Genomic DNA, 21,510 nt, shown 5'->3' with positions numbered 1-21,510 from the left:
GCAGATGCCGTTTTTTATTCGTATACTCAACATTAAGAGTATGGCTGTACATGGCGATCACAGGGCGCTATGTCATTGGTGAGAAGGGGGCAGGGATGTTGCTAAACAAAAAGCGCAAAATGAGTCGTGCTGCAGTAGCACTCGGTTTGTCAATGGTATTATCGCCGCTGGCTGTCAGCCATGCGGCCATCACCTCCACGCTACCCAACTCGACGCATCACAGCTCGATGTCGGTTTCTGCCAGTCAGCAACAGATTCAGCAGGCGTTTAGTGCCACTGAACAACCCTTCTATCTACCAGGCTTGGCCGGTATTTATGCGTCGCGCGACATGGCACCGCTATGGCAGGACCCGCAAGCGGTGCAGGCCTTCCAGCAGCAGCTTGCGGAAGTGGCTCTCTCAGGCGTGCAGCCGCAGTTCACCCGCTGGGTGGAGCGGCTGACCAATCCGAACATTAAAGGTCTGGCGCGCGATATCGTGCTCAGTGATGCGATGCTCGGCTATCTGCAATTTGTTGCCAATGTCCCGACACAAGGCGAAAACTGGCTTTACAGCAACGTGCCGTACAAGCTGACCATGCCATCGCTGGCGGCCATCAATCAGTGGCAGAATGCGGTGAATGGCGGTGGCAGCCGTACTTTCGTGGTGTCACTGCAGCCGCAGCATCCGCAATATGCACCGATGCACAATGCCTTGAAAACGCTGCTAAACGATCATCATCCGTGGCCACAGCTGCGTGATACCGCTACGCTGCGCCCAGGACAAATCAGCAATGATGTGCCGGCACTGCGTGAGATTCTGCAACGCACCGGCATGTTGACCACCAGCCACAGCACTACGCCAACGCCAGCGGAAGATGCGGTACCAACAGCGCCGGTTCCGGTGAGTCAGAGCAATCAGCCGGTGGCGGTGAGCCCATCTGCGGCAAACTTTGATGATATTGATGCGGCTCCGGCACTCGCTGCTACGCCTGAAGTGGCCAATAATGTGGCTACCAACCCAACGGCAACCGGTCCCAACGTCTATGACGCTGGGCTGGTGGAGGGCGTCAAACGCTTCCAGCACTGGCAAGGCTTGGCCGATGACGGCGCGATTGGTCCGCGCACCCGTGAATGGCTGAATGTGCCGCCGCAGATGCGCGCCTCGCTGCTGGCGCTTAATATTCAGCGTCTGCGTCTGCTGCCGGATGATATGCATAACGGCATCATGGTAAACATTCCCAACTATTCGCTGACCTACTACAACAATGGCGCCACCATATTGTCGTCACGCGTGATTGTGGGTCGTCCCGACCGCAAAACGCCGTTGATGCGCAGCGCGCTAAATAATGTGGTGCTGAATCCACCGTGGAATGTGCCAACCACGCTGGTGCGCCAGGATATTGTGCCGAAGGTGAAGCAGGATCCGAGCTATCTGTATAAGCACGGTTATACGCTGCTCTCGGGCTGGAGTGCGGATGCGGAAGTGATCGATCCTTCAATGATTGACTGGCATATGGTGTCGGCGGCGAGCTTCCCGTATCGCATTCGTCAGGCGCCAGGCGCGACTAACTCACTGGGTCGCTACAAATTCAATATGCCGAGTTCGGATGCGATCTATCTGCACGATACGCCAAACCATACTCTGTTCCAGCGCGATATTCGTGCGCTCAGTTCGGGTTGTGTGCGCGTCAATAAAGCCTCTGAATTGGCCGATCTGCTACTGCAGGATGTGGGCTGGAATGATGGACGTATTTCGGACACGTTGAAAGAGGGGAATACCCGTTATGTGCCGATTCGCCATCGTATCCCAGTGAACCTTTACTACCTCACCGCCTGGGTTGCAGATGATGGGCTCCCGCAATATCGTACAGATATTTACAATTATGATAACCCTGCGCGTTCCGGCAGTCAGGTGCTGTATAAAGCCGGTCAATTGTTACTCTAGTACTTGATTTAGCTGTTTTCTCTTCACATGAATTTAACCAAGACCAGTCTCGAAAATTTGATTTTGAGCTGGTTTTGGTCTTCTGCAACATATTCTGGGTTGACTGAGTCTTAGGCGGACGTTAATGTTCGGCCTTGTGTATTTTTCGCACATATTTTATCCGCTTTAGACTAGGTAACCTCGCTTCATGGCTAACATTGATTCTCAACGTCGTCGATTACTCTTGATTGGAGGCGCAGCTGCAGGATTATCACTGCTTCCTGGCTCCGCTCTGGCTTCGCTTTCCACCGCCCGCCCTCGAGTATTGACACTTAGTAACCTTCACACCGGTGAAACCCTTAAAACGGAGTTTTTTAACGGTAAGCGTTATGACAAGGATGAGTTAGCCCGCTTAAATCACTTTTTCCGTGATTACCGCGCCAATCAGGTGAAGAACATCGATCCCCATCTTTTTGATCAGCTTTACCGCCTGCAAACGTTGCTGGATACGCGTAAGCCGGTGCAGTTGATTTCGGGTTACCGCACGTTAGCGACTAATACCATGCTGCGTGAATCGGGTCCGGGCGTGGCGAAAAAAAGCTATCACACCAAAGGACAAGCGATGGATTTCCACATTGAGGGAATTTCATTGAGCAATGTTCGCAAAGCGGCGTTATCTATGCGCGCCGGTGGTGTAGGATATTACCCGCGCAGCAACTTCGTACACATAGATACCGGGCCTGCAAGGCACTGGTCCTGATACCGGCAGCGCTGCGTGTGTCGGTCATGGAGCGCTATGAATTACCAAATTATTCCGGTTACGGCTTTTTCCCAGAACTGTTCAGTTATTTGGGATGACGAAACCCAACAAGCCGCATTGATCGATCCCGGCGGCGATGCGGAAACCATCAAAGCCGTGCTGGCAGAACGTGGTTTAGTGCCGTCGCAAATCCTTCTCACACATGGACATCTCGATCACGTCGGTGCCGCTGCGGAACTTGCGGCACATTATCAGGTGCCCATTGTCGGTCCGCATCCGCTCGATGCTTTCTGGTTAGATAATCTGCCTACACAGAGCCGTATGTTTGGATTACCCGAATGCGCGCCGCTGACGCCCGAGCGCTGGCTGGAAGAGGGCGAAACGGTGCAGGTTGGTAATGTCGTGCTGGAAGTACTGCTTTGTCCGGGCCATACGCCGGGACACATCGTGTTCTTTGATCGTGCAGGACGTCTGCTGATCTCAGGGGATGTGATTTTCAACGGTGGCGTGGGACGAACCGATTTCCCACAAGGCAGCCATAGCGACCTAATCGATGCGATTAAAACCAAGCTGCTGCCGCTGGGCGATGATGTGACTTTTGTGCCGGGTCACGGGCCTATCTCAACGCTAGGCCGCGAACGCCTCAGCAATCCGTTCCTGCAAGAATAAAAAAATGGGCCATTTAGGCCCATTTGTCGTTATTCGCCGCCTGATTTATAACACCGCGACAATCGCTTCACACAGCGCCGACATGTTGTCAGGCGTCATGCCTGCCACGTTAACGCGACCAGAGTTCACAGCATACACACCAAACTCTTCACGCAGACGTACCACCTGATCTTTGGTCAGGCCGCTGAACGAGAACATACCGTTCTGCTTGATGATGAAGCTAAAGTCTTGATTAGCACCTTTCTCCGCCAACGTGTTCACAAATAGCTGACGCATGCGCTGGATGCGCTGACGCATATCGGTCAGCTCCTGAATCCAGATGGTACGCAGCGCGTCGTTGCTCAGAATAGTGGCTACCACCGCCGCACCGTGTGACGGCGGATTAGAGTAGTTGGCGCGAATGGTATATTTCACCTGGCTAAACGCGGTTTTGGCCACGTCGCTGCTCGCAGCGACCAGCGTTAATGCACCAACACGCTCGTTATATAAACCGAAGTTCTTCGAGTAAGAGCTGGCAACGATCAGTTCCTGATGTGAAGCGGCGAAAATACGCAGCCCTTCCGCATCTTCGTCCAGACCACGAGCAAAGCCCTGATAGGCGAAATCAAACAGCGGCAGCCAGCCTTTCTCTTGCGATAGCTGCGCTAACTGCTGCCATTGCTCTGCAGAAGGATCAACGCCGGTTGGGTTGTGGCAGCAGCCGTGGAACAGGACTACATCGCCCGCTTTGGCTTCCTGCAGTGATGCCACCATAGCGTCGAAATCCAGGCTGTGGCTCGCTGCATCGTAATAATCGTAATCACACACTTCGAGGCCAGCAGCGTTGAACACGTTGTTATGGTTCGGCCAGCTTGGGTTGCTTACCCAAACGCGCTTCACGCTGGTCTGGTTTGCCAGAAAATCCGCTGCAACACGCAGGGCGCCGGTGCCACCTGGCGTTTGTGCGGTGCAGGCGCGACCGGCTGAAATCAGTGCGCCCTCTTTGCCGAACAGCAACTCCTGTGTGCAACGTGCGAAATCCGCCAGACCATCAATGCTCAGGTAGTTCTTGGTGGTTTCATTTTCCAGCAAATACTGCTCAGCTTTTTTAACACTGGTGAGCACCGGCGTTTTACCGGTTTCATCTTTATAAACACCAATGCCAAGATTGATTTTATTCGTGCGGTCATCGGCACGAAAAAGGTCAGCCAGTCCCAGAATAGGATCGGCGGGTGCGGCAGAGATCGATTCAAACATGAGTCAGTTCCGTTTAGGTGAACTTTAGCGAAATGAGCTATCAGGTTAACGTCACTCGGCACGCTTGCCAACCGCTGATATAAAAAAGAAATATGTCGGTGAGATAAAGTAGAAAAGCTAATTGCGAAGCCGATCACTGAAATGCAAAACGGAGCCCGAAGGCTCCGTTTTTAGGTATTACACAACTCTAATCGGGTGATTAGAACTGGTATACCAGACCCAGCGCAACTACGTCGTCGGTAGCCAGACCCAGTGGGTTGTCATCGTTCAACTGGTTGATTTTGTAATCAACATAGGTAGCCATGTTTTTGTTGAAGTAGTAGGTTGCGCCCACATCGATGTATTTAACCAGGTCAGCATCGCCAACGCCTTCGATGTCTTTGCCTTTAGACTGAACGTAGGCGATGGACGGACGCAGACCGAAGTCGAACTGGTACTGCGCAACAATTTCGAAGTTCTGAGCTTTGTTAGCGAAGCCAGAAACGGTAGCCTGAGTACCGTCAGCCAGGGTAGCTTGTGCACCAGAGATTGGCGTTGAGTTACGGGTTTCACCGTACATTGCAGCCAGGTATACGTTGTTTGCGTCATATTTCAGAGCTGTTGCCCAGTTTTCAGCACGCTTACCTGCACCGATGTTAGTCGCTACTACATCACCATCGCTATCGACTACTGAACCAGCAGACTGCAGGTTAGTACGGTCGCTGCTGCTATACGCTGCAGCTACACCAACACCGATTGGTGAAGTGTAAGATGTTGACAGGCCATAACCGTCACCGTTTGCACGGCGGATATCAGAACGATCGTTTTTGCCCTGGTACTGTACTGCGAAGTTCCAGCCGTCAACCAGACCGAAGAAGTTGGTGTTACGGTAGGTCAGCAGACCGGTGCTACGACCGTTCATGAAGTTATCTGAGTAACCTGAGTCACCACCGAATTCTGGCAGAACGTCAGTCCAGCCGATTGCGTCATATACAACGCCGTAGTTACGACCGTAGTCGATTGAACCCGCATCGCCAAATTTCAGACCTGCGAAGCCCAGACGGGTTTTGTTGCCGTCTTGTGCATCAGAACCTTCAGAGTTGTTAGCCTGAACGTTGTATTCCCACTGGCCGTAACCGGTCAGTTGGTCATTAATCTGGGTTTCACCCTTGAAGCCGAAGCGAACATAAGTCTGGTCGCCGTCGCTGCCAGCGTCATCCGAGAAGTAGTGCAGACCAACAGCTTTACCGTACAGGTCCAGCTTGTTGCCGTCTTTATTATAGATTTCTGCTGCGTTTGCTGCGCCGGCAGCTAACAGAGCAGGGATAACCACTGCAAGAATGTTGCGCTTCATCATTTTTTATTACCCTCATTGGAGTTATTTGGACATCTGCCACTGCTGCCAAGAAATCTTTACAGAACCTTGAAAGAAGTTTGATGTCTCCTGTGTCTGCACGCATCTTTCCATCACAGGGTTGCTAATTCTAGCCCGAAAATGATTCAAATCTCTCGATTGGGTATCAAAAGGAAAATATGTATTACAAAATGTAAAATATCGGGAACTTTGTGAGAGAACTCTAAATTTACAAAAATAAAAAAAGGCCGGCTAGGCCGACCTCTTTATATATATGAATTACTTATAATTAATCGATAAATTTAGAAATTCGCGTTGCGTGGCGTACGTGGGAAGGGGATAACATCCCTTACATTTTGTACGCCGGTGACATAGGCGATTAATCGTTCGAAACCTAATCCGAAGCCAGCATGTGGCACGGTGCCGTAACGACGCAGGTCACGATACCACCAATAATCTTCTTTATTGAGGCCCATTTCTGCCAGACGCGCATCCAGCACATCCAGACGCTCTTCACGCTGTGAACCACCGATGATTTCACCGATGCCCGGTGCGAGAACATCCATCGCCGCCACGGTTTTGCCATCTTCGTTCATACGCATATAGAAGGCTTTAATGTCTTTCGGATAGTTTTTCACTACCACTGGCGCTTTGAAATGCTGCTCTGCGAGGTAACGCTCGTGTTCTGATGACAGATCCACGCCCCATGAAACCGGGTTTTCGAAGGTCTGACCGCTTTTCAGCAGAATATCAACCGCATCGGTGTAATCCACCTGAGCAAAGTCGGTAGTCACGAACCGTTCGAGACGCGCAATCGCATCTTTATCAACACGCTCGGCAAAGAAGGCCATGTCATCAGCACGTTCGTTGAGAACGGCCTGGAACACGTATTTCAGCATAGATTCAGCCAGAGCTGCGGCATCATCCAGCGTCGCAAAAGCAATTTCCGGCTCCAGCATCCAGAATTCCGCCAGATGGCGGCTGGTGTTGGAGTTTTCTGCGCGGAAAGTCGGGCCAAAGGTATACACCTTCGACAGCGCGCAGGCGTAGGTTTCGGCATTGAGCTGGCCGGATACGGTCAGGAACGCTTCTTTACCGAAGAAGTCTTTATCGAAATCGATTTTGCCCTGCGGATCGCGCGGCAGATTTTCCAGATCCAGCGTCGAAACGCGGAACATCTCGCCAGCACCTTCGGTATCCGAAGCGGTGATCAGCGGAGTCGAAACCCAGAAATAGCCGTTTTCGTGGAAGAAGCGATGCAGCGCCTGCGCCAGCGTATGACGCACGCGCGCCACGGCACCCACCAGGTTGGTGCGCGGACGCAGGTGCGCCACTTCACGCAGGTATTCGATGCTGTGACGTTTCGCCGCCATCGGATAAGTATCCGGATCGTCGACCCAACCGGTGACTTCAACCTTGGTTGCCTGCAGCTCGAAGGCCTGGCCTTCGCCTGGCGATTCGACCACTTTGCCGGTAATGATCACCGAGCAACCGGTGGTCAGACGCAGCACTTCATCCTGATAATTATTCAGAGAATTATTGACGACGGCCTGAACGGGATTAAAGCAGGAACCGTCGTAAACGGCGATAAAGGAAAGACCAGCTTTGGAATCTCTTCGGGTACGCACCCAACCACGTACGGTGACTTCACTGTCAACCGCGACACGGCCGTGCAGTACATCCGCTACAGGCACAACGCTCATAAAGTTCTCTCTATATATAAAAGAAGGTGGATAAAAGCCCTTTTCCAGGGTTTTGCTATGTTACTTGCGAGCCGACAGGAAACAAGCAAAATTGCCGTGTAAACAGGAGATTTGTTGCGTGAGAGCAGGGTGCAAGCACCCTGCAATAAGAATCAGCTGGCTCTTTTAACCAGCGGCAGATCGAAGGCTTTGCGCAAGGCGCGCACGAAGGCTTTATCCTGGCAAATGGTTTTGCCGGGACTGTCGGAGAGTTTTGCTACCGGTTTGCCATTGCAGCTCACCAGTTTGATCACGATATTCAGCGGCGTCACGCCAGGAATATCGCAGGACAAGCGCGTTCCGATACCGAACACCACGTTGGCCCGTTGGCCAAAGTGACGATAGAGCGCCAGCGCTTTGTCCAGATTGAGGTTATCCGAGAACACCAGCGTTTTGCTTTTTGGATCGATATCCAGACGCTGATAGTGCGCAATGGCTTTTTCACCCCATTCCACCGGATCGCCAGAGTCATGGCGTAGGCCTTGGTAACGATGAGCAAAGCCAGGACCAAAGTCGCGCAGGAAGGCATCCATGGTGATGCAGTCGGTTAAAGCGATGCCTAACTGATCGTCATACTCGTCCAGCCAGGATTGCAGTGCCGCACGTTGGCTGTTCGCCAATACCGGGCTGATTTGCTGGTGCGCCTGGAACCATTCGTGCGCTTGCGTACCTACCGGATTTAGCTGCAGGCGACGCGCCAAATCGTAGTTGCTGGTGCCAACCAGCCACGGAAACTCCGCTTTGAGCGTCGCGACAATCGCTTCCTGCACCGCTTTGGAGTAACGACGACGCGTACCGAAATCCATCAGCTGGAAGCGTGACATATCCAATTCGCCGACCTGCTGACGGAAATCCACCAGCTTATGCTGCAAGTGCGCAACCGCCTGATCCACACCCATCTGCGGCGTGCGATGGCGATGCACCACCTCACTGATCAGCGCCAGCAGCGGCACTTCCCACAGAATCACTTCACGCCACGGCCCGCTGATCTGAATCGTCAGATGGCCGTTGTTGTTACGCACGTTGACTTGTGAAGGATCGAGGCGGAACTGACGCAGCCAGTTAAGGTAATCGCTCTGGAAGAAAGGCAGCCCGCTGAGATAGTGATACTCATCGTCGCTCAGGGCGAGCGTTCGCAGGGTTTCAATTTGTGCGCGGATCTCATCCGCATAAATACCGAGCAGTTCGTCGCCACGGCAGCGAAATTCCGCCGTAACCGGGACATCATAATAGCGATGATAGACGGCCTGCTGCATGTGAAGCTTGTACGCATCGGTATCAAGCAGCGTGGTCAAAATCGGGGAAGCATGTCCAGTCATGGTGCGTTTCAGCATCCTCTTCCGCGGAGCAGAGCCCGGTGTTCAATAAGGTCATAAAGACGCAGGAGTATAAAACAGTAATGACCGCGATCACACCACAATTGCGGGTGGCAGGTCGAGGGGCATTTGTGCCATTGTTAATGAATTGTAGCCTTTTCAACGAACGCACGCATTGACCGTGGCAACCGAGGCACAACCCGCTTAGACTTTGACGGGTCAACATATTAACGAATAACGATGCGAGAAGGACTTATGACGCAACAGCCGCAAATTAAATATCGCCACGACTACCGTGCGCCGGATTACACCATTACCGATATCGACCTGACTTTTGATCTGGACGCGGCTTCGACGCGCGTCACGGCGGTCAGTCAGGTGAAGCGTATTGGCGCTGCCGATGCGGAACTGCGTCTGGATGGCGAAGATCTCACGCTGGTATCGCTGGCGGTGGATGGCAATCCGTGGTCGCATTACCGCGAAGAAGAGGGCGCGTTGTTCATCAGCCAGCTACCGGACAACTTTACTCTAACCATCATTAATGACATTCATCCGGATAAAAACACCGCGCTGGAAGGGTTATACCAATCTGGCGAGGCGCTCTGTACCCAATGCGAAGCCGAAGGTTTCCGCCACATTACGTGGTATCTCGATCGCCCGGACGTGCTGGCGCGCTTCACCACCACCATCATTGCCGATGCCGCGCGTTATCCTTATTTACTCTCCAACGGCAACAAGCTGGAGAGCGGTCGCCATGAAGATGGCCGCCATTGGGTGAAGTGGCAGGATCCGTTCCCGAAGCCGTGCTACCTGTTTGCGCTGGTGGCGGGTGATTTCGACGTGCTACGCGACAGTTTTACTACCCGCTCTGGCCGCGATGTGGCGCTGGAAATCTTTGTCGATCGCGGCAATCTCGATCGTGCTGACTGGGCGATGACTTCGCTGAAAGCCAGCATGAAGTGGGATGAAGAGCGCTTTAACCTTGAGTACGACCTCGACATTTTTATGATTGTCGCGGTGGATTTCTTCAATATGGGCGCGATGGAGAACAAAGGCCTCAACGTCTTCAACTCCAAATATGTACTGGCGAAAGCTGAAACCGCTACCGACAAAGATTACCTCGGTATTGAAGCGGTCATCGGTCACGAATATTTCCACAACTGGACCGGCAACCGCGTGACCTGCCGCGACTGGTTCCAGCTCAGCCTGAAAGAGGGTCTGACGGTGTTCCGCGATCAGGAGTTCAGCTCCGATCTCGGTTCGCGCGCAGTGAACCGTATCGATAACGTACGCGTAATGCGCGGTGCGCAGTTCGCGGAAGACGCCAGCCCAATGGCGCATCCGATCCGTCCGGATCAGGTGATCGAGATGAACAACTTCTACACCTTAACCGTGTATGAAAAAGGTTCAGAAGTGATCCGCATGATGCACACCTTGCTGGGCGAAGAGAACTTCCAGAAAGGCATGCAACTCTATTTCGAACGTCACGACGGCAGCGCCGCCACCTGCGATGATTTCGTGCAGGCGATGGAAGATGCGTCGAACGTTGACCTGTCACAATTCCGTCGCTGGTACAGCCAAGCTGGCACGCCAATTCTGACGGTGCGTGATGACTACAATCCAGAGCTGGAGCAATACACGCTGCACGTCACTCAGCGCACGCCGGCCACCGCCGAGCAGAAAGAGAAGCTGCCGCTGCACATTCCACTGGATATCGAACTGTACGATAACGAAGGCAAAGTGATTCCGCTGCAGCATAATGGTCATCCGGTGCATCACGTGCTGAACGTTACCGAAGAGTTCCAGACCTTTATTTTCGATAACGTTTATTTCCAGCCGGTGCCGTCGCTGCTGCGTGAATTCTCTGCGCCAGTGAAGCTCGACTACAAATGGAGCGATGCGCAACTCACCTTCCTGATGCGCCACGCACGCAACGACTTCGCGCGCTGGGACGCGGCACAAAGCCTGCTGGCAACCTATATTCGCCTCAACGTCGCGCGTCATCAGCAGGGCCAGCCGCTGTCGCTGCCGCTACATGTGGCTGATGCGTTCCGCGCGGTATTGCTGGATGAGCAGGGCGACCCAGCGTTGAAAGCGTTGATTCTGTCGCTGCCGTCTGAAAATGAAATCGCCGAGCTGTTTGATGTTATCGATCCGCTGGCGATTTCGGCGGTGCGCGATGCACTGGTGCGTACGCTGGCTAAAGAGTTGAGTGACGAATTCTTTGCGCTCTATCTGGCCAACCAAAGCAGCGAATACAAAATTGAGCATGCGGAGATTGGCAAGCGCACGCTGAAAAACGCCTGCCTCGGCTATCTGGCGTTTGCCGATGCGGCACAGGCCGACAAGCTGGTGCAAGCGCAATATCAGCAGGCGAATAATATGACCGACGCATTAGCGGCGCTGGCTGCAGCGGTAGCGGCGAACCTGCCGTGCCGCGATTCACTGCTGGCGGCCTATGATGAGCGCTGGCATCAGGATGGTTTAGTGATGGATAAATGGTTTGTGCTGCAAGCCACCAGCCCAGCGGCGGATGTGCTGAGCAACGTGCGTAAGCTGCTGAATCACCGTTCGTTCACCATGGGCAACCCGAACCGTATCCGTTCACTGATTGGTGCGTTTGCCTCAGGCAATCCAGCGGCGTTCCACGCCAAAGATGGCAGCGGTTATCAGTTCCTGGTGGAGATGTTGACCGATCTGAACACGCGCAACCCGCAAGTGGCTGCACGCATGATCGAGCCGCTGATTCGCCTGAAACGCTACGATGCCGATCGTCAGGCGCTGATGCGTAAGGCGCTGGAAACCTTGAAAGGGCTGGATAAGCTGTCTGGCGATCTGTACGAGAAGATCACCAAAGCTTTGAATGCGTAAAAGTAACCATGGGGTCGCCATTTATGGCGACCTCAATCATTAACTCTGCTGCGCAAACTTCAACAGCTGTTCCGACGAACCGCGCTTCATAACCCGATCCAGCACTTCCGCTTCCAGCTCTGCAAGTCGTGCCGATCCGCGGCGGCGTGGGCGTGGCAAATCGACGTTCAAATCCAGGCCAATCTGTCCTTCCTCGATGAGCAGCACACGATCGGCAATCGCCACCGCTTCGCTGACATCGTGCGTCACCAGCAGCACGGTGAAGTTATGCTGTTGCCACAGCGACTCAATCAATCCCTGCATTTCGATGCGCGTCAACGCATCCAGCGCACCGAGCGGCTCATCGAGCAGCAGCAAACCTGGGCGATGAATCAGCGCACGTGCCAGCGCCACACGCTGTTTCTGTCCGCCGGACAACGCGGCAGGCCACTCGTTGGCGCGATCCGCCAATCCCACGGCTTCCAGCGCGTCCAGCGCGGCGGTGCGCCATTCGCGGCCTTTCAGTCCCAGCCCAACGTTATCAATCACCTTTTTCCACGGCAGCAAGCGTGAATCCTGGAACATCAAACGCGTATCTTCGCGTGCCTCGGATAACGGCGCATTGCCCGCCAGTAACTCACCGCGCGTGGTCGATTCGAGTCCCGCCAGCAGACGCAGCAAGGTACTTTTCCCGCAGCCGCTGCGGCCGACGACGGCGACAAACTGTCCGGAGGGAATGTGCAGATCGATATTATTCAGGATGGTGCGGTCGCCATATTGCTTGCTGACGCCATTCACACCCACCGGCGTACCGCGATTCAAACGCGCCGGATTCAGGGTTACGTTGCTCATGCGTTCTCCTTCAATTGGTAGGCCGGATGCCAGCGCAGCCAGACGCGCTCCAGCAGTTGTGCCGCAACGTCAGCCAGTTTGCCGAGCAGGGCATAGAGAATGATGGCAACGACCACCACGTCGGTTTGCAGGAATTCACGCGCGTTCATCGCCAGATAACCAATGCCGGAGTTAGCGGAAATGGTTTCGGCCACAATCAGCGTCAGCCACATCAGGCCAAGGGCAAAACGTACGCCAACCATAATCGAAGGCAGCGCACCCGGCAGAATCACCTGAATGAACAGGCTCCAGCCAGACAAGCCGTAGCTGCGCGCCATCTCAACTAAACCCCGATCAATGTTACGAATGCCGTGATACGTGTTGAGGTAAATCGGGAACAAGGTGCCCAGCGCCACGAGGAAAATTTTGGCGGATTCGTCGATGCCAAACCACAAAATCACCAGCGGAATCAGCGCCAGATGCGGCACGTTACGCAGCATTTGCACCGAGGTATCCAGCAAGCGTTCACCGACGCGCGAGGTGCCGGTAATCAATCCCAGAATCAAACCAATCGAGCCGCCAATGGAGAAACCGATGACGGCACGCCAGCTGCTGATCGCCAGGTTTTGCCACAGTTCACCGCTAGCAGTCAGTTTCCAGAAGGTGATGAGGATATTTTCTGGCGACGGCAAAATGCGCGTCGACAGCCAACCCACTTGCGATGCCAGTTGCCACACCGCAATCAGCACCACTGGCAAAACCCAGGGCAGCACGGCATTACTCAGCTTGGTTTTAACGTTCGCCATGATCGGCTCCTTTAGCTCTGTGACACTTTTTGCGGCGTGAAATCGTTAGCCACCGCTTCACCGTGCGCTTGTACCACACGCGGCTTCGGTACTTCCGGAATCGCCAGATCGAGGTGCGGGAACAGCAACTCGCCCACGCGATAAGCCTCTTCCAGATGCGGATAGCCGGAGAGAATAAAGGTCTCGATGCCGAGATCCTGATACTCCTGCATGCGCGCCGCCACGGTTGGGCCATCGCCCACTAACGCGGTGCCTGCGCCGCCGCGTACCAGACCGACACCGGCCCACAGATTTGGGCTGATCTCCAGCTTGTCGCGACGTCCGCCGTGCAGTGCCGCCATGCGCTGTTGGCCCACCGAATCGGTGCGCGCAAACGCGGCCTGCGCTTTAGCAATGGTGGCATCATCAAGATGGGCAATCAGGCGATCCGCCGCTTGCCACGCTTCTTCATTGGTTTCACGCACAATCACGTGCAGACGAATCCCGAAGCGCACGGTGCGGCCTTGCGCTGCTGCTTTGGCGCGCACTTGCTCAATCTTCTCTTTAACTAACGCGGGCGGTTCGCCCCAGGTGAGATAAACATCAACCTGCTCGGCGGCCAGATCCTGCGCGGCATCCGACGATCCGCCAAACCACAGCGGCGGACGCGGTTCCTGCACCGCTTTAAACATCAGACGCGCACCGCGCACCTTCACATGCTTGCCTTCGTAATCGACGGTTTCGCCTTCGCTAACGCGACGCCAGACGCGGGTAAACTCGGCGGATTCTTCATAGCGTTCGCGGTGATCGAGGAACACGCCATCGCCGGCCAACTCTTCCGGATCGCCGCCGGTAACCAGATTAAACAGCGCGCGACCATTCGACAGACGATCCAGCGTGGCGGCCTGACGCGCCGCTTGCGTCGGCGAAATCACGCCCGGTCGCAGTGCAACGAGGAAACGCAGACGCTGCGTCACCGGAATCAGTGATGCTGCCACCAGCCAGGCATCTTCACAGGAGCGGCCGGTGGGGATCAGCACGCCGCCGAAGCCAAGGCGATCCGCTGCCTGCGCAATCTGTTGCAGGTAACCATGATCAACCGGGCGCGAACCCTCCGCTGTGCCAAGATAGTGACCATCGCCGTGCGTCGGGAGAAACCAAAATACGGATACGCTCATGATTAATTTCCTTTGGGCTGGGCGGATTGTGGATGCCAGATGCGGTCAGCGATATTCACTTTTACCGGCATCAGATGATTGGCATAAAACAGATCGGCCGTTTGCTGTTGGGCCTGCGCGGTATGGGCGCTGACCGGCGTAATGGTGGTGGGTGGACGATGGTCGAGATAGCTGGCAATCACCGGTTTCGGTAAGCCCATGGCGTTTGCCAGCAGATCGATACTCTGGTCGCGCTGACTGCGCGTTAATGCATCGGCGTCGCTGAAGGTATTCAGTACCTGCTGCACGAAGGCGCCGTTCGCCTCGGTGTATTTGCGCGTGGCTAAATAGAAGGAGCCGGTTTGATTGAGTTTGCTGCCATCGGCCAGCACGCGCACGTTGCCTTGCAGCAGCGCGGCAGAGTAGTAAGGATCCCAAATTGCCCAGGCATCGACGTCACCTTGCTGGAACGCGGCGCGCGCATCGGCGGGCGTCAGATAGGTTGGCTGAATATCTTTAAAGCTCAATCCGGCCTGTTCCAGCGCACGCAACAGCAAGTTGTGCGAGCTGGAGCCTTTCTGGAACGCCACTTTGTGGCCTTTCAGTTCGGCCACGCTGTGAATCGGGCTATCTTTCGGCACCAGAATCACTTCGGCCTGCGGCTTGGGTGGCTCCGAGCCGACGTACAGCAGATCGGCACCCGCAGCTTGGGCAAACAGCGGCGGGATATCGCCGGTGCTGCCCAAATCGATGCTATCGACGTTAAGCGCTTCCAGCATTTGCGGGCCAGCCGGGAATTCCACCCACTTGATGTTGGTATGCGGGAAGCGCTGCTCCAGCAGCTTGTGGGTTTTCGCCAAAACCATGCTCACTGAGCCTTTCTGATAACCGATGCGCAACTGTTCGGGTGCATCGGCGGCCTGGGCGCTCACGCTCAAGGTGAGCAGTGCCGCTACGGCTGGCATAAGTACACCCGTCAATATCCTTTTCATCTCTCTTCCTTTATACCGCTTGTGCGTAAGGTTGGTGGCGACGATGCAGCGCGTGCCAGAAGGTATCCAGCGCCTCGTCAATGCGTTGCGACAGCAGCGGATCGAGCAGCGGCTGGCGATCGTAATCAGTAATCTGGCTGTCAGTGGCGAACACGCCGTGCAACACTTCCTGCGCCTTCAGCGCATTCAGCACCGGCTTCAGCGCGTAATCCACCGCCAGCAGATGTGACGCGCTGCCGCCGCTTGCCAGTGGCAGCACCACTTTATGCTCCAGCGCGCGCTCTGGCAGCAGATCGAGCAGGGTTTTCAGTGCGCCGGAAAACGAAGCCTTATAAATAGGCGTGGCGACAATCACACCATCCGCCAGCGCCAAATCGGCTTTCAACGCGGCTAAGGCAGGTGAATCGAAGCGTGCATAGAGCAAATCTTCAGGCTGGAAGTTGTGAATATTCCACGGAATCACGTCAACGCCGCGTGCTTCCAGCGCGTGCTGGCAAAGGCTCAGCAGCGCAGTAGAGCGTGAAGGGTAGCGAGGGCTGCCCGCCAGCGTAATAATCCGCATGGTCACTCCTTATAACTGAAAGTTATTGATTATCTGATATTCAGAACTGATGTGTTCAATACTGTCAGAGCAGGCAGCGAGGCTTAAATGATTTATCTGGTAATCCTAAGTCGCAAAATGGGATAGTCCGGAACAGATAAAGGAAGAATAAAAAACAGCGGAATTGATGCTTAGGGTTAATCTGAAAAGCACTCGAGCAATCGAGCAGTTATATCAGTTACTGCATCGCGTTTTACTGCGCCATTAGTTAAAGCGCTTAATGCATGACCTTAATTGAGGTATCAATAAAGAAACACATCCCCATAGCTCGTAACATCCTGTGATGAAGGTTGTTGCGAACTTTGAAATAAAAGAAGAAAAATGATGATTCTGATTTATTCTAAATTTTGGGAATCAGATTTAACTTAGAGGGGTTGAAAGTTATTCTATTTATTTATGGTTTTTATTTGAGCTAACCGTTGAGATGGCGCGAGTAAATGTTAAATACAAGACGGGTCTCATGCTCGTCTCCAAAAAATATTGTTACTTTTTGCGCCCTGATTTACGTTTTACTAAAGCAATGCTGAACAATTAAAAGTTGTATTGATAAAACAACGGTGATCGTCGTTGGAATCAGAACGCTAAGCCTGTTTATAATTGGTTGAGCTAATTTCCGCTAGAACACGATAACGATATTTCACTTATTTATTTACGCCCGCGTTTTGTGGCGTGAACTGCCGTTGCGGCAAGCTACTTTATTCTTAGGGAGATAAATATGGGTAGTTCTTCATTTGCTCAGGATTTAACTGAGCAGCAGGTCGTGCCTGCCACCTTCAATCGCATCTCACCCTCACCTAAACCAGAAGAAGAGCTGGTGTGTTATTGGCTGCAACCCGATGCTGCGGGCGCGCATCTTATTTCTTCATTGCTGCCAACCTTCCCGCACAGCACGCCTGCTGAAGATGATTTCCTGCTGTTCAGCGCGGAGCGCAGCGCCTTGCCGGCCAGCCTGCTGCAGGACATGGCGAAGCTCAGTGACCAGCGTCCAGAGCTGAACTGCTTTATTGTCTCGCTGGCAAAGCGCGAGCTGCCAAACGGCTTACACTCGTCTCTGCAGCTGTTTCAACAGTTGCATGCGCAGCGCTGGTGGCAGGAGGGCGGCTTTGCGGTGATCTTGCGTGCTGGCCTGGCCCGCGTGGGTGCGCCGCTGACGCGTATTCAGGATGTGATGCTCGCCGGATTACTGCATACGCAAACGGCGTGGGTGCTCGATTACGCCAGCGAAGCCTCGCTGACCACCAAAGCCGATGCATCGCCGCGCTTAACTTATCAGCAATTTATTACTGATTATGAAAAACTCACGCGTTTGTCACACTATATTCCGGAGCGAAACCGCTATCGCGAAAGTTATTTACGCAGCGGCTTATTACAATTAGTCCAGCAGGAGTTGAGTGGCGCGGCGAAATTCTCAGATAATACCCGCCATGCATTAACCTACTTTGCGGAAAACTTCCCGGCCAAAGGCGCAATGGAAAAACTTATGTTGAAACAACCTGACATCTATTTCGCTATCATGAAAATGAGAAAAAGGCTGGGCGCTTAGCACCAAGGTTAATTTTAAGAATAACTCCGGTGTGCGCGTGAATACTTTTATGTCACGCTTAAGGCCACTGAGATAATCCCCAGATGCCAAAACACCTATGTCTATAAAACGTAACGCGATTGCCAACTATGTTGGTCAAATCTATCTGACGCTGTCAGGTATTTTGGTTGTACCACTTTATATTCAACACTTAGGAATGGAAGCCTACGGTTTAGTGGGCTTCTTTTCGATCTTATTAACCTGGCTGCAATTACTGGATGCCGGTGTTTCTACTACCTTAATGCGGGAAGCGGCGCGTTATCGTGCTAATCAGGCGGAATTCGTCTGGTTCCCGGCGCTGTTTGCCACGCTGACCAAATTCTTCCTGTTCTCCACCATTGTGCTGGTGGTGTCGGGTTGGCTGGCAACGCCATGGATTGCCACGCACTGGCTGGATGCACGTCATCTGCCTGCGGGTGATGTGGTGATTGCCGTGGCGATTATGGTGATCACCGCCGCGATTCGCTGGCGCACCAGTCCGTATCGCAGCGTGATTGTCGGCTTCGAACATCAAGTGTGGCTGAACGGCGTCAACCTGATCATCACCACCTTGCGCACTTTCGGCGCGGTGCTGGTAATCCAGTTCTTCTCCAATCCGGTATTGGCGTTCTTTGTCTGGCAACTGCTGGTATCGATTGCCGAAGCAGCCTGCTGTATCTATAAATCCTGCCAGCTGATTCCCAAAGTGGCGCGCAAAGAGAAGCGCGGCGATCTGAAAGAGGTGCTGAAACCCTTTATTCGCTTTGCCCTCAGCGCGGCCTTCTCCAGTGCGGTGTGGACCTTTATTTCGCAAATCGACCGATTGGTGCTCTCCAAAACGTTGCCGCTGAGCGAATACGGTTCGTTTACCGTGGTGGCGACGGCCGCGACCGGCATTTTGCTGCTCAGCAGCCCGATCATGCAGGCGATTGTGCCACGCATGACCGGCATGAAAACCCGTAAAGAGGGCGATGCGGAGTCGCTGAAACTCTATCGCTACACCACGCAGGCGGTGGCCATCTTTATGGCGCCGCTCAGCATTACTATTGCCTGTTACGCCGGCCCGCTGCTGTGGGCATGGACGCAGAAGAGTCAGATTGTTGATGAGATGGCGTTTGTTCTCAGCCTGTACGCATTGGGCAGCGGCATTCAGGCCATCTGTGGCTTGCTCTATCACCTGCAATACATCAACGGCAACCTCAAGCTGCACATGAAAGGTTTCACCTGCTTTGCCGTGCTGCTGGTGCCGCTCAACATCTGGTGTGCCGTTCACTACGGCGCATTGGGTACCGGTTGGTTGTGGCTGGGACAAAACATCTTCTATCTGGTGGGTTGGGCATGGTTGGTGCATCGCCGCTTCGCGCCGGGCATTCATTTCACCTGGTTAACCCGCGACGTGATGCTGATTTGGGCGGTTTCCGCCGCCATCGCCTGGTTGAGCACTTTCTTGCCTATCGAGTGGAATCAAAATCGCTGGATCAACCTGCTGTGGCTCGGCTTGATTGGCGCATTCAATCTTGGTGTCTGCTGCCTGCTGCACAGCGTGGTGTTGAAGCGTCTCAGAATTCCGTTGTTTAACGTTGAGGAAAGAGGATGAGCATGATGTCATCTCACCGTATCCCTACGGTTTCGGTCATCATACCGAACTGGAATTGCGCGCCCTGGCTGCCAGAAGCGATGAGTTCTTTGTTGCGTCAGTCATCGCCGCCCGAACAGATCATTGTCATCGACGATGGCTCCAGCGACAGCAGCGTGGCCTGGCTAACGGCGTTTGCGGCCCAGCACCCGCAGGTGATGCTGCTGAGCGGCGAGCGCGGCGGCGTCAGCGCGGCGCGTATGAAAGGGCTCGCTGTAGCAACCGGCGATTTTGTTTACTTCATGGATGCGGATGATTTTGTCTCCACCGACTTGTTTGCCGACTTCCGTCGCGTGCAGGCGCGCCATGAGGATATTGACCTGTTCTGCTTTGGCGCAAAGATGTTCTTCGATCTGCCCGCCGCGCAGCGCCACTATCAAACCATTCACCAGCGTCATGTCAGTGGATTATTGCCCGGCGGCAGCACCAGCTTGCGTACGCTGATGCAGCATCAGTCGGCGCACCGCGTAGTGTGGAGCAGCATCATTTCGCGTCGCTTGATTGATCAACTGGCGCTGCAGTTTCTGCCGATCCAGAACCATGAAGATGCACCGTACATGTTCGCGCTCTATCTGCAGGCGCGTAATATTTATTGCACTAGCCAAAGCTACTACTACAAACGCTTTATGGTGACCTCGTTGTCGCAGAGCACGCGCGATTTTTCCTATGTGAAAAACTACTTCATTGCGCGCCAAAGCAGCGAACAATTCCTGCGTGAACAGCAACTGCCGGTGGATGCGGCCTTGCTGGATAGCTATTACCAAACGGTGATGCACAGCTGTCTGGCGCAGATCCGCAAAAATCATATGGTGATCCCGACAGACTGGCAGCCGCAGGTGAATCAGCTGGTGCGCAATGTGTTGCAGCACAGCGCGCGTCTGAAGCTGATGTGGTATTGCCCGACGATTTACAGTGGCCTGCAGGCGTGTCGTGAACAGCTTGGCCGCTATTCTGCACGACGCTGATAACGATCAAATTGTGATGCAGTAGAACAATTTACTTTTGCGCCAGAGCACCTTACCATTCTGGCGCACATTTTCCCGTGCACCCCGACTTCCCTGGTTTCCGTCATTGAGGAGAGTGCATGTTATATCCTATCGTCCGGCCGGCGCTGTTTAAGCTTGATCCTGAGCGTGCGCACGAACTCACCTTTCAACAACTGCGTTTTATCAGCGGCACCCCGCTGGAAGGGCTGATTCGCCAGTCGCTGCCATCCCGTCCGGTCACCTGCATGGGATTAACCTTCCCGAACGCGCTCGGCTTAGCGGCCGGCCTCGACAAAAATGCCGAGTGCATTGATGCCTTCGGCGCGATGGGCTTTGGTTTTGTCGAAGTGGGAACGGTAACGCCGCTGGCGCAACCGGGAAATGATAAACCGCGTATGTTCCGCTTAGTGCCTGCGGAAGGGATTATTAACCGCATGGGGTTTAATAATCACGGCGTTGATCATCTGATCGCCAACGTCAAAAAGTCGCGCTTTAAAGGCATTCTCGGCATCAATATTGGCAAAAATAAAGATACGCCGGTTGAGAATGGTAAAGACGATTATCTGATTTGCATGGAAAAGGTATATGCCCACGCCGGTTATATTGCCATCAATATTTCCTCACCGAACACGCCAGGATTACGCACGCTGCAATATGGTGAAGCGCTGGACGATCTTCTCTCCGCCATCAAATTAAAACAGCGAGAGCTGCAAGAACGGCACCTTAAATATGTGCCGGTGGCGGTAAAGATCGCGCCGGATCTTACCGAAGAAGAATTGATCCAGGTTGCCGACAGTTTGGTGCGCCACAATATTGATGGTGTGATTGCCACCAATACCACGCTCGATCGTTCGCTGGTGACCGGCCTTAAATATGCCGAAGAAGCGGGCGGATTAAGTGGTCGTCCGGTGCAGTCACGCAGTACCGAAGTGATTCGCCGCCTGGCGCAAGAGCTGCAGGGCCGCTTACCTATTATTGGCGTCGGTGGTATTGATTCCCTGGTTTCTGCGCGCGAGAAAATTGCCGCAGGTGCAACATTAGTGCAGATATACTCCGGATTTATTTATAAAGGCCCAGGCTTAATTAAAGATATCGTGACCCACCTCTAAGACATTTCCCACTTTACTGCGCCGAGGGGTTTATTTATCCCT

At 53.8% G+C, this 21,510-nt stretch carries 17 protein-coding genes; 8 read left to right on the top strand and 9 right to left on the bottom strand.

What is annotated here, in order from left to right; genetic code table 11:
* Positions 1–95: 95 nt before the first annotated feature.
* From ldtD to PanJK_RS03500, 3 genes are all read left to right on the top strand, one after another.
* Positions 96–1,925 (top strand): L,D-transpeptidase, encoded by a 1,830-nt coding sequence (gene ldtD, locus PanJK_RS03510; RefSeq protein ID WP_256696103.1) that lies wholly within the window; start codon positions 96–98, stop codon positions 1,923–1,925.
* A 187-nt stretch (positions 1,926–2,112) separates the two neighbouring features.
* Complete coding sequence (locus PanJK_RS03505) at positions 2,113–2,664, top strand: YcbK family protein (RefSeq protein ID WP_008102370.1); 552 nt, start codon at positions 2,113–2,115, stop codon at positions 2,662–2,664.
* Between the two features lie 36 nt (positions 2,665–2,700).
* The gene (locus PanJK_RS03500) at positions 2,701–3,333 is read left to right on the top strand and encodes an MBL fold metallo-hydrolase (RefSeq protein ID WP_265297154.1); all 633 of its coding nucleotides are present in this window, start codon (positions 2,701–2,703) and stop codon (positions 3,331–3,333) included.
* Between the two features lie 45 nt (positions 3,334–3,378).
* Here the strand turns inward: PanJK_RS03500 and PanJK_RS03495 are convergent, their stop codons facing one another.
* The 4 genes from PanJK_RS03495 to pncB form a co-directional block, all read right to left on the bottom strand.
* Positions 3,379–4,569: an amino acid aminotransferase gene (locus PanJK_RS03495; protein WP_265297153.1), complete on the bottom strand. Its 1,191-nt coding sequence runs from the start codon at positions 4,567–4,569 to the stop codon at positions 3,379–3,381.
* Between the two features lie 199 nt (positions 4,570–4,768).
* Positions 4,769–5,905, bottom strand: a complete 1,137-nt coding sequence (gene ompF, locus PanJK_RS03490) for a porin OmpF (RefSeq protein ID WP_321161830.1) — start codon at positions 5,903–5,905, stop codon at positions 4,769–4,771.
* A 299-nt stretch (positions 5,906–6,204) separates the two neighbouring features.
* The gene (gene asnS / locus PanJK_RS03485) at positions 6,205–7,605 is read right to left on the bottom strand and encodes an asparagine--tRNA ligase (protein WP_256696105.1); all 1,401 of its coding nucleotides are present in this window, start codon (positions 7,603–7,605) and stop codon (positions 6,205–6,207) included.
* A 152-nt stretch (positions 7,606–7,757) separates the two neighbouring features.
* The gene (gene pncB / locus PanJK_RS03480) at positions 7,758–8,963 is read right to left on the bottom strand and encodes a nicotinate phosphoribosyltransferase (protein WP_265297439.1); all 1,206 of its coding nucleotides are present in this window, start codon (positions 8,961–8,963) and stop codon (positions 7,758–7,760) included.
* Between the two features lie 252 nt (positions 8,964–9,215).
* On the opposite strand from pncB, the gene pepN reads away from it, so the two are divergent.
* Positions 9,216–11,831, top strand: a complete 2,616-nt coding sequence (gene pepN, locus PanJK_RS03475) for an aminopeptidase N (protein ID WP_265297152.1) — start codon at positions 9,216–9,218, stop codon at positions 11,829–11,831.
* Positions 11,832–11,870: 39 nt separating this feature from the next.
* Here pepN and ssuB read toward each other — a convergent pair whose 3' ends face one another.
* From ssuB to ssuE, 5 genes are read right to left on the bottom strand one after another with little or no spacing between them, the layout of a single operon-like run.
* A complete protein-coding gene (gene ssuB / locus PanJK_RS03470; RefSeq protein ID WP_265297151.1) occupies positions 11,871–12,662 on the bottom strand; it encodes an aliphatic sulfonates ABC transporter ATP-binding protein in 792 nt (263 codons plus the stop codon).
* Entirely contained in the window at positions 12,659–13,447 is a 789-nt protein-coding gene (gene ssuC, locus PanJK_RS03465) for an aliphatic sulfonate ABC transporter permease SsuC (RefSeq protein WP_265297150.1), read from the bottom strand. Before ssuC ends, ssuB begins: the two co-directional genes overlap by 4 nt.
* Positions 13,448–13,458: 11 nt before the next feature.
* Entirely contained in the window at positions 13,459–14,604 is a 1,146-nt protein-coding gene (gene ssuD, locus PanJK_RS03460; protein ID WP_008102354.1) for an FMNH2-dependent alkanesulfonate monooxygenase, read from the bottom strand.
* A 2-nt stretch (positions 14,605–14,606) separates the two neighbouring features.
* On the bottom strand, positions 14,607–15,575 hold the full coding sequence (locus tag PanJK_RS03455) for a sulfonate ABC transporter substrate-binding protein (protein ID WP_321161829.1): 969 nt from the start codon (positions 15,573–15,575) through the stop codon (positions 14,607–14,609).
* 10 nt (positions 15,576–15,585) lie between these two features.
* A complete protein-coding gene (ssuE, locus tag PanJK_RS03450) occupies positions 15,586–16,137 on the bottom strand; it encodes an NADPH-dependent FMN reductase (protein ID WP_256696109.1) in 552 nt (183 codons plus the stop codon).
* Positions 16,138–16,891: 754 nt separating this feature from the next.
* Here ssuE and PanJK_RS03445 point away from each other — a divergent pair.
* The 4 genes from PanJK_RS03445 (at position 16,892) to pyrD (ending at position 21,468) form a co-directional block, all read left to right on the top strand.
* Positions 16,892–17,719, top strand: coding sequence for a hypothetical protein (locus tag PanJK_RS03445; RefSeq protein WP_265297147.1), 828 nt, complete (start codon positions 16,892–16,894; stop codon positions 17,717–17,719).
* 97 nt (positions 17,720–17,816) lie between these two features.
* Positions 17,817–19,334: a lipopolysaccharide biosynthesis protein gene (locus tag PanJK_RS03440; RefSeq protein WP_265297145.1), complete on the top strand. Its 1,518-nt coding sequence runs from the start codon at positions 17,817–17,819 to the stop codon at positions 19,332–19,334.
* Between the two features lie 2 nt (positions 19,335–19,336).
* A complete protein-coding gene (locus PanJK_RS03435) occupies positions 19,337–20,338 on the top strand; it encodes a glycosyltransferase (protein ID WP_256696112.1) in 1,002 nt (333 codons plus the stop codon).
* A gap of 119 nt (positions 20,339–20,457) precedes the next feature.
* A complete protein-coding gene (gene pyrD, locus PanJK_RS03430) occupies positions 20,458–21,468 on the top strand; it encodes a quinone-dependent dihydroorotate dehydrogenase (RefSeq protein ID WP_256696113.1) in 1,011 nt (336 codons plus the stop codon).
* Positions 21,469–21,510: the final 42 nt, after the last annotated feature.

The sequence above is a fragment of the Pantoea sp. JK genome (genome assembly GCF_026130245.1).
GTDB lineage: Bacteria > Pseudomonadota > Gammaproteobacteria > Enterobacterales > Enterobacteriaceae > Pantoea > Pantoea trifolii.
Note: the sequence above shows the minus strand (reverse complement) of the source record. Positions and strands in the feature narration are given on the sequence as shown.

Coding starts and splice junctions, on each gene's coding strand:
- ssuB (WP_265297151.1), bottom strand. CDS start 12,662: ATGAGCAACGTAACCCTGAATCCGGCGCGTTTGAATCGCGGTACGCCG.
- PanJK_RS03495 (WP_265297153.1), bottom strand. CDS start 4,569: ATGTTTGAATCGATCTCTGCCGCACCCGCCGATCCTATTCTGGGACTG.
- PanJK_RS03440 (WP_265297145.1), top strand. CDS start 17,817: ATGTCTATAAAACGTAACGCGATTGCCAACTATGTTGGTCAAATCTAT.
- PanJK_RS03505 (WP_008102370.1), top strand. CDS start 2,113: ATGGCTAACATTGATTCTCAACGTCGTCGATTACTCTTGATTGGAGGC.
- ssuD (WP_008102354.1), bottom strand. CDS start 14,604: ATGAGCGTATCCGTATTTTGGTTTCTCCCGACGCACGGCGATGGTCAC.
- PanJK_RS03445 (WP_265297147.1), top strand. CDS start 16,892: ATGGGTAGTTCTTCATTTGCTCAGGATTTAACTGAGCAGCAGGTCGTG.
- ompF (WP_321161830.1), bottom strand. CDS start 5,905: ATGATGAAGCGCAACATTCTTGCAGTGGTTATCCCTGCTCTGTTAGCT.
- ssuC (WP_265297150.1), bottom strand. CDS start 13,447: ATGGCGAACGTTAAAACCAAGCTGAGTAATGCCGTGCTGCCCTGGGTT.
- pncB (WP_265297439.1), bottom strand. CDS start 8,963: ATGACTGGACATGCTTCCCCGATTTTGACCACGCTGCTTGATACCGAT.
- PanJK_RS03500 (WP_265297154.1), top strand. CDS start 2,701: ATGAATTACCAAATTATTCCGGTTACGGCTTTTTCCCAGAACTGTTCA.
- ldtD (WP_256696103.1), top strand. CDS start 96: ATGTTGCTAAACAAAAAGCGCAAAATGAGTCGTGCTGCAGTAGCACTC.
- asnS (WP_256696105.1), bottom strand. CDS start 7,605: ATGAGCGTTGTGCCTGTAGCGGATGTACTGCACGGCCGTGTCGCGGTT.
- ssuE (WP_256696109.1), bottom strand. CDS start 16,137: ATGCGGATTATTACGCTGGCGGGCAGCCCTCGCTACCCTTCACGCTCT.
- pepN (WP_265297152.1), top strand. CDS start 9,216: ATGACGCAACAGCCGCAAATTAAATATCGCCACGACTACCGTGCGCCG.
- PanJK_RS03455 (WP_321161829.1), bottom strand. CDS start 15,575: ATGAAAAGGATATTGACGGGTGTACTTATGCCAGCCGTAGCGGCACTG.
- PanJK_RS03435 (WP_256696112.1), top strand. CDS start 19,337: ATGATGTCATCTCACCGTATCCCTACGGTTTCGGTCATCATACCGAAC.
- pyrD (WP_256696113.1), top strand. CDS start 20,458: ATGTTATATCCTATCGTCCGGCCGGCGCTGTTTAAGCTTGATCCTGAG.